This is a genomic window from Mesorhizobium sp. M0437, assembly GCF_040321335.1.
GTDB lineage: Bacteria > Pseudomonadota > Alphaproteobacteria > Rhizobiales > Rhizobiaceae > Mesorhizobium.
The window spans coordinates 1-7,189 of sequence record NZ_JAMYRK010000124.1 but is presented as its reverse complement, the minus strand read 5'-3'; the positions used below and the strand labels follow the sequence as shown (position 1 = coordinate 7,189).

The following is a 7,189-nucleotide window of genomic DNA, read 5'->3' as shown; positions in this document are numbered from 1 at the left end:
ATCGTGCCGATCGCCATGGAAGAGAAGCTGCGCTTCGCCATCCGTGAAGGCGGCCGCACCGTCGGTGCCGGCATCGTCGTCACCATCACAGAGTAGTCGCCGGCGCTGCCGGTTGAGATCGGATGCAAAGGGGCGGTCTTCGGGCCGCCCTTTTGATTCTGATATTCTGGCAATGGATTAACCGCATTGCTTCAAATCCTGTTGCAAGCGCCTCTGCCATAACTAGTATAGGTTGCATCGAGGGGGGCTGCCCGAATGGTTCCATGGCGCCGTTTGCATAGTCAGGCATGGTGGTCGCTAGGGCTGATCTGCCTGGTGTCGTTGCTTGCCATGGGCCACGCTGCCTTCGCAGCGGATGCAAAGAAATCCACGCCGGAAAAATCCGCGCCGGATTTCGGCCCGACGATGCGGTTCGTCGTCGTGCGCAGCAGCGCGCCGGGCTGCGAGCCGACCTGTCCGGAATGGATATCGGCGGAAGGCTCGATAGAAGCCGGCACGCCGGCCCTGTTCAAACGCGCGCTGAAAGCGCTTGGCGGCCGAAAGCTGCCGATCGTCGCCGATTCCCCCGGCGGCAATGTCGAAGCGGCGCTGACACTTGGTCGCCTGATCCGCAAGAACAAGCTCGATATCGCCGTCGGCAAAACCCGCTTCGTCGGCTGTCTGCCAGATGTGAAGAACTGCAAGGAAAACGACGGCAAGAGCGCCCGTTATTTTGGCAATGCTTATGCCGATGGCGCCATCTGCAATTCCGCCTGTCCGTTGATGTTTTCCGGCGGCATCCGGCGCGTGGTAGGCGAATGGGCCTTTCTCGGCGTCCATCAGATCACCACGACCTATATCCGGACGAAATTGCTGTACCGCACCACCTACCGCATGGTGAAGGGCAAGAAGAAGATTCTCAGCACCAAGGTCGTCAGCCGGAAGAACGCCGGCAGCTACAAGACCTATGAGATGAACAAGCCGCTGGAGCGGAAGCTGGCGGCCTATCTGAAGGAGATGGGCGTCGGCCTGGGTGTGCTCGAGACCATGAAAAGCACACCGGCCAGCGGTATCCAGCAATTGGCTCCCTACGACATGCTGCAAATGAATCTCGTCACCAGCCGGGATGCCGTCGACCTGCTGACCGCGCCAATCCTATGCACGTCCGATCCGTTGCCGGCGAGTTGCAGGGAGGTGCCGGCGCCGGCGAATATCACGAAGCCGGCCGGCAAAGTGGTGGCGAAAGCCGAGCCTGCACCCGCAGGGCTCGAAACCCCGCGGCCGAAGGAGGTCGCAGACATGCGCTTCGTCCTGGTCCGCGGCAGCAACCCGCTTTGCAATCCCAACTGCCCGGAATGGATCTCGGCCGAAGGCGCGATTGCGCCTCAGACCCCGCAGAAGCTGCGCCAGTTGCTCGCCATGCTTGGCAACCGACGGCTGCCGGTGGTGGTCAGCTCACAAGGAGGCGACCTGTTCAGTGCTCTGGCGGTGGGGCGACTTATCCACGAAAAGAAGCTCGACATCGCCGTCGCCCGCACCGATTTCGTTGGCTGCGACCCGGGAGAGTGGAGTTGCTTGGCTAAAGAGGGCGCCTATGCCGGCCTGACCGTCGATTCGGGAGCGGCATGCGATTCGGCCTGCGCGCTCATGCTTGCCGGCGGCGTCAGACGGTTTGTCGGTCCGCAAGCGCGGCTCGGCATGTACCTGATGGGACAGCAGCAGATAATTAAGACCTATCTCGAGGACATGGCGATTGGTCCCGGTCTGTTCGCCGCGCTCGAGCAGCGCTCGGTCGAGCGCCAGCTCGAACCAGACCTAATGCTGAAGGTTGGACTGACGACGGGGCCGCAATCGGTGGACGCGCTGACGGGCGCCACCATCTGCAAGTCGTCGCCGAAGCCCGACAACTGCCGCGTTCTGCCGTCCGCCAGCGCCGAGGCAGAGACGCCGGCGAAGCTTTAGCGCAACCTTGCACTGGCCATCGAGGCAGGTTGAGCGGCGCTCGATGTTTCCGCTATCGTCCAGCGCGGTTGAAGACCAGCATCGGAGGGATCGCGAATGGGCCAGGATGTCCCGACATTGTTTGAATGGGCCGGCGGCACCGAAGCGCTGAACCGCCTGACCCAAACCTTCTACGACAACGTCTCTCGGGATCCCATCGTCGGGCCGGTGTTCAAACACATGTCGCCGGATCATCCCGCTCACGTCGCGGCTTTCATCGGCGAAATTTTTGGTGGACCGAAAACCTACAGCGAAAAGCACGGCGGCCATCGCGAGATGGTGATGCACCATCTCGGCAAGCATCTGACCGAGGAGCAGCGCCGGCGCTGGATCAACCTTCTCGCCGACGCCGCCGACGAGGTCGGGCTGCCTGACGATCCCGAATTCCGCTCGGCCTTCATGGCCTATGTCGAATGGGGATCGCGGCTGGCCAAGATGAACTCCAACAAGGGCCCGACCTGCGACCCCGAGAGCGAACCAATGCCGGCCTGGGGTTGGGGGGTGCCGGGCGGCCCCTACAAGCCCTCTTCGGGAGACTGACCGGGCACGAATCGGTCGAAAACTCCGCCGGCCAGGAAAACGGGTGGCTATGAAGGTCTCCGTCCTCCAGGCTAACGGCTTAAAGTCGCCGTCGAATGGCGGGGGCATATTTGAAAACCGGAGGCTTTGCGATGAGATCGGAAGGCAAGAAAAATTCAGACAGCGTCTCTGACAGCAACCGCGGAATCCGAAATCCGTTTGGCGTCATGGACGTCCCCACTCCCGACGACGAGGAGGTGTCGGCGTTCGCCGCCGGCTTGAAACTGGAGGGAACTCCAAGCGATGAAAATGCAGAGGCATGGGGCACCGACCGCGACCGCGACCGCAACGACACCATCGAAGGCAGCTGGTCCAGCCGATGGAACGGCGGTGCCGATCCCACGATCCCGGGCGATAGCAAGCATAAATGGAAGTCCGGCCGGGGCGAGGTGAAGACGGCGGGAGAGAGGGTTTACCTGCTGTTCGATTGGCATGATGGCGTGCGCAAGGGGCTCATCGATGCGCGGCGCCAGGGTGCGAAAGGGCTGGTTGGAAAAAATGTCAATCTGACCGACCCGAAAATCGTGCGTCCCTGGGTCGGCTTAATCGTCAGCAATCAACGGATCGACGGGAAATGGCCGGGAGGACGCCTGGACTTTCGAAGATGAAGGCCGGGTAGCGCACGTCGCTCTTTACAGAGCGCGCGGAAGCTTTTAGGAAGCGCCTGCTGCGCCGACATGCGCATACGGGCATAGCTCAGTTGGTAGAGCGGCGGTCTCCAAAACCGCAGGTCGTAGGTTCGAGCCCTGCTGCCCGTGCCATTCTTTGAATGGATACCTAAAACGATTCTTTTGCAGTGCGGCCTTTGAAAATCGGCTTGTGACTTGCCATATGGCACAAGTTGCGGCATAAGGGCCGCATAGCCGGGACGGGACGACTGGATGGTTCCGAGGCGGCGTTTGGCCATAAAGCGGACACTTGCCACTTGCGTGGATCAAGAATCGGTTTTATGTAGACGAGACAGACACGCGACGCGTGGAGCTGGGAAGCCGGCTTTACGCGTCTGATTTGCATGGGCGAAATGATTGCGCTGATTCGGCGCGAACGCACGCTCAAGCGGCACGTCCCGGCCAGCGGGATCATCCAGGAGGCCCGGCCAACGGGTCTTGCAGACAGAGCGGCATATGGCTTCGAAAACCACAAATCCCTTCACCTTTCTCCAGCAGGTTCGCGCGGAGACCGCCAAGGTCACTTGGCCGTCGCGGCGCGAAACGATGATCTCGACGGTGATGGTTCTTGTGTTCGCGGTCATCGCGATGATCTTTTTCTTTACCGCAGACGTGGCCATGGGCTTTGCGGTCGAAAAAATCCTCGGCCTCGGACAGTAAGTCCGGCGATTACGGAGAAGTCTTGAAATGACCGCGCGGTGGTACATCGTCCACGCCTACTCGAACTTTGAAAAGAAGGTCGCCGAGGACATCGAGAACAAGGCCAAGCAGAAGGGCCTGTCCGCCGACATCGAGCAGATCGTGGTGCCGACCGAGAAGGTCGTCGAGATCCGCCGCGGCCGCAAGGTCGATGCCGAGCGCAAGTTCTTTCCGGGCTATGTGCTGCTGAAAGCCAATCTGACCGACGCCGTGTTCTCGCTCGTCAAGAACACGCCGAAGGTCACCGGTTTCTTGGGCGACTCCAAGCCGGTGCCGATCACCGAAGCCGAGGCCCAGCGTATCCTGAACCAGGTTCAGGAGGGCGTCGAGCGGCCGAAGCCGTCGGTGACGTTCGAGATCGGCGAAGCGATCCGCGTTTCGGATGGACCATTCGCGTCCTTCAACGGTTTCGTCCAGGAAGTGGACGAGGAGCGGGCGCGGCTCAAGGTGGAAGTTTCGATCTTCGGGCGCGCTGTGCCGGTCGATCTGGAATTCGGACAGGTCGAGAAGGGCTGATCCGAAATCCCTGCACCGGTTTCGGCGGCAGGGAAGGCGGCGCGGAGATCGCGCGGCCAAAAACGGGTGGGAGGCGAATGCGGCTTTAGCCGGCTGCGCGGACCGCACCACCAGACTGCAACCGCCGGCAAGACCGGCATGAGAAAAGGCAGGAAGAGAGATGGCTAAGAAAATTGCAGGCCAGCTCAAGCTCCAGGTTTCCGCGGGATCGGCCACGCCGTCGCCCCCGATCGGCCCGGCGCTTGGTCAGCGTGGCATCAACATCATGGAGTTCTGCAAGGCGTTCAACGCGCAGACCCAGGAAATGGAAAAGGGCTCGCCGGTTCCGGTCGTCATCACCTACTACCAGGACAAGTCGTTCACCTTCGTCATGAAGACGCCGCCGGTGAGCTACTTCCTGAAGAAGGCTGCCAACCTGAAGTCGGGCTCGAAGGAGCCGGGCAAGGTCAAGGCCGGCACGATCGGCCGCGACAAGGTGCGCGCCATCGCCGAGCAGAAGATGAAGGATCTTAACGCAAACGACGTCGAGGCGGCCATGCGCATGGTCGAGGGCTCCGCCCGCTCGATGGGTCTGGAAGTGGTGGGCTGAGATCATGGCAAAGATTGCAAAGCGTGTATCGAAGACCCGCGAAGGCATCGATCCCAACAAGGCTTACGCTTTGGGTGAGGCGCTGAAGCTGCTCAAGGATCGCTCCTCGGTGAAGTTCGACGAGACGATCGAAGTCGCGATGAACCTCGGCGTCGACCCGCGCCATGCCGACCAGATGGTCCGCGGCGTGGTCAACCTGCCGAACGGCACCGGCCGCAGCGTTCGCGTCGCCGTCTTCGCGCGTGGCGACAAGGCCGAGGAGGCCAAGGCCGCCGGCGCCGACATCGTCGGAGCAGAGGATCTGGTCGACATCGTCCAGAAGGGCACGATCGACTTCGACCGCTGCATCGCCACGCCGGACATGATGCCGCTGGTCGGCCGTCTCGGCAAGGTGCTCGGTCCGCGCGGCATGATGCCGAACCCGAAGGTCGGCACCGTCACCACCGACGTTACCGCCGCCGTCAAGGCATCGAAGGGCGGCGCCGTCGAGTTCCGCGTCGAGAAGGCCGGCATCGTTCACGCCGGCGTCGGCAAGGTCTCGTTCGACGTCAAGGCGCTGGAAGAAAACGTCCGCGCCTTCGCTGACGCGGTGACCAGGGCAAAGCCGGCTGGTGCCAAGGGCAACTACGTCAAGAAGGTGTCGGTCACCTCGACGATGGGCCCGGGCCTCAAGCTCGACGTCTCGACGCTCGCTGCGTCCTGATACGAAACAATTGGATCGGCCGCTAAAACGCTGATCCGTGAAAGAATTCCGGGCCTCCGACCTGTCGGCGGCCCGGTACCGGAAGTCGAAAGGCTTCCGGACATCCTGTCCGAGATTGCAGGCGGCCCCCAAACCTTAGGTGATGTGGGCCTTAATTCATGTGGGCCTGCATGAGACGGGTGAAGACCGGACAAAGGAGCCACAAGCTCCAATGAAAGGTTCGAACCGTGTTTGCCTTTTGTCTGCGCACCGTCCGGCTTCCCGGCAGGTGTGGCGAAAGGGGGCAGGATCCTCGAGCGTCGTTCGGGAGATCCGTTACTGGATGGCCCGGCCGGCAAAAGGCAACCCGACGCCTGTCCTCCGTAGAGGGCAGGGGTCAACTGGAGATAGGCAGTGGACAGAGCGGAAAAACGCGAACTCGTCACGGGCCTGAATGATGCGTTTTCAAGCGCTGGTTCAGTCGTCGTGGCCCACTACGCCGGTATCACCGTCGCGCAAATGAACGACCTTCGGTCGAAAATGCGCGCCGCCGGTGGCACCGTCAAAGTCGCGAAGAACCGTCTCGCCAAAATCGCTCTTCAGGGCACGGACTCCGCATCGATCATCGAGCTGTTCAAGGGACAGACGCTGATCGCCTATTCGGAGGATCCGATTGCGGCGCCGAAGGTCGCGTCCGATTTCGCCAAGGGAAATGACAAGCTCGTCATTCTCGGCGGCGCAATGGGCACCACCTCGCTCAATGCCGACGGTGTAAAGGCACTCGCCACACTTCCGTCGCTCGATGAGCTGCGCGCCAGGCTGGTTGGCATGATCGCCACGCCGGCAACCCGGATCGCCCAGATCGTCAATGCGCCTGCGGCTTCGGTCGCGCGCGTCATCGGCGCTTACGCCCGGAAGGACGAGGCGGCATGAGGCCGTTCCTCGCTATCACAAACACACGTTCGAACCTTATGAAGGAACATTGCAATGGCTGATCTGGCAAAGATCGTAGACGACCTTTCGAAGCTGACCGTCCTCGAGGCGGCCGAGCTGTCGAAGCTTCTTGAAGAAAAGTGGGGCGTTTCCGCCGCTGCTCCGGTGGCGGTTGCCGCTGCCGGCGGCGCTGCGGCCGCTGCTGCTCCGGTCGAGGAAAAGACGGAATTCGACGTCGTCCTCACCGAGGCAGGCGCTCAGAAGATCAACGTCATCAAGGAAGTTCGCGCCATCACCGGTCTTGGCCTCAAGGAAGCCAAGGACCTGGTCGAGGCGGCTCCGAAGCCGGTCAAGGAAGCCGTTTCCAAGGCCGACGCGGACAAGTTCAAGGCCCAGCTGGAAGCAGCCGGCGCCAAGGTCGAACTGAAGTAAGCGTTGAGTACCGGGGGGCGGGGGGGGGCGGGCCGCCCCAGCGTTTGGGGGGGGTGGGGGGGGGGGGTCGGGGTGGGGGGGGGAAACCCGTTTCAGTGGGGGGCCCCCCCG

General features: G+C 62.0%; 10 protein-coding genes and 1 tRNA gene. All 11 read left to right on the top strand.

Annotated features, from left to right (window positions below; genetic code table 11):
• On the top strand, window positions 1-96 hold a 96-nt coding region (locus tag NKI72_RS33490), incomplete at its 5' end, for an EF-Tu C-terminal domain-related protein (RefSeq protein ID WP_502909000.1).
• Window positions 97-255: 159 nt separating this feature from the next.
• A complete protein-coding gene (locus tag NKI72_RS33485) occupies window positions 256-1,941 on the top strand; it encodes a COG3904 family protein (RefSeq protein ID WP_352852045.1) in 1,686 nt (561 codons plus the stop codon).
• A 96-nt stretch (window positions 1,942-2,037) separates the two neighbouring features.
• Window positions 2,038-2,520 (top strand): group II truncated hemoglobin, encoded by a 483-nt coding sequence (locus NKI72_RS33480; protein WP_352835487.1) that lies wholly within the window; start codon window positions 2,038-2,040, stop codon window positions 2,518-2,520.
• Between the two features lie 131 nt (window positions 2,521-2,651).
• The gene (locus NKI72_RS33475) at window positions 2,652-3,167 is read left to right on the top strand and encodes a hypothetical protein (RefSeq protein ID WP_352835490.1); all 516 of its coding nucleotides are present in this window, start codon (window positions 2,652-2,654) and stop codon (window positions 3,165-3,167) included.
• A 77-nt stretch (window positions 3,168-3,244) separates the two neighbouring features.
• Window positions 3,245-3,320 (top strand) — tRNA-Trp (locus NKI72_RS33470).
• Window positions 3,321-3,683: 363 nt separating this feature from the next.
• Window positions 3,684-3,887: a preprotein translocase subunit SecE gene (gene secE / locus NKI72_RS33465; RefSeq protein ID WP_023680439.1), complete on the top strand. Its 204-nt coding sequence runs from the start codon at window positions 3,684-3,686 to the stop codon at window positions 3,885-3,887.
• Between the two features lie 27 nt (window positions 3,888-3,914).
• A complete protein-coding gene (nusG, locus tag NKI72_RS33460) occupies window positions 3,915-4,442 on the top strand; it encodes a transcription termination/antitermination protein NusG (protein WP_006333333.1) in 528 nt (175 codons plus the stop codon).
• A 160-nt stretch (window positions 4,443-4,602) separates the two neighbouring features.
• On the top strand, window positions 4,603-5,031 hold the full coding sequence (rplK, locus tag NKI72_RS33455; protein ID WP_023680440.1) for a 50S ribosomal protein L11: 429 nt from the start codon (window positions 4,603-4,605) through the stop codon (window positions 5,029-5,031).
• Between the two features lie 4 nt (window positions 5,032-5,035).
• Window positions 5,036-5,734 (top strand): 50S ribosomal protein L1, encoded by a 699-nt coding sequence (rplA, locus tag NKI72_RS33450; RefSeq protein ID WP_023680441.1) that lies wholly within the window; start codon window positions 5,036-5,038, stop codon window positions 5,732-5,734.
• Between the two features lie 393 nt (window positions 5,735-6,127).
• Window positions 6,128-6,646, top strand: coding sequence for a 50S ribosomal protein L10 (rplJ, locus tag NKI72_RS33445; protein ID WP_008875657.1), 519 nt, complete (start codon window positions 6,128-6,130; stop codon window positions 6,644-6,646).
• Window positions 6,647-6,700: 54 nt separating this feature from the next.
• Window positions 6,701-7,078, top strand: a complete 378-nt coding sequence (gene rplL / locus NKI72_RS33440) for a 50S ribosomal protein L7/L12 (protein WP_023680442.1) — start codon at window positions 6,701-6,703, stop codon at window positions 7,076-7,078.
• Window positions 7,079-7,189: the final 111 nt, after the last annotated feature.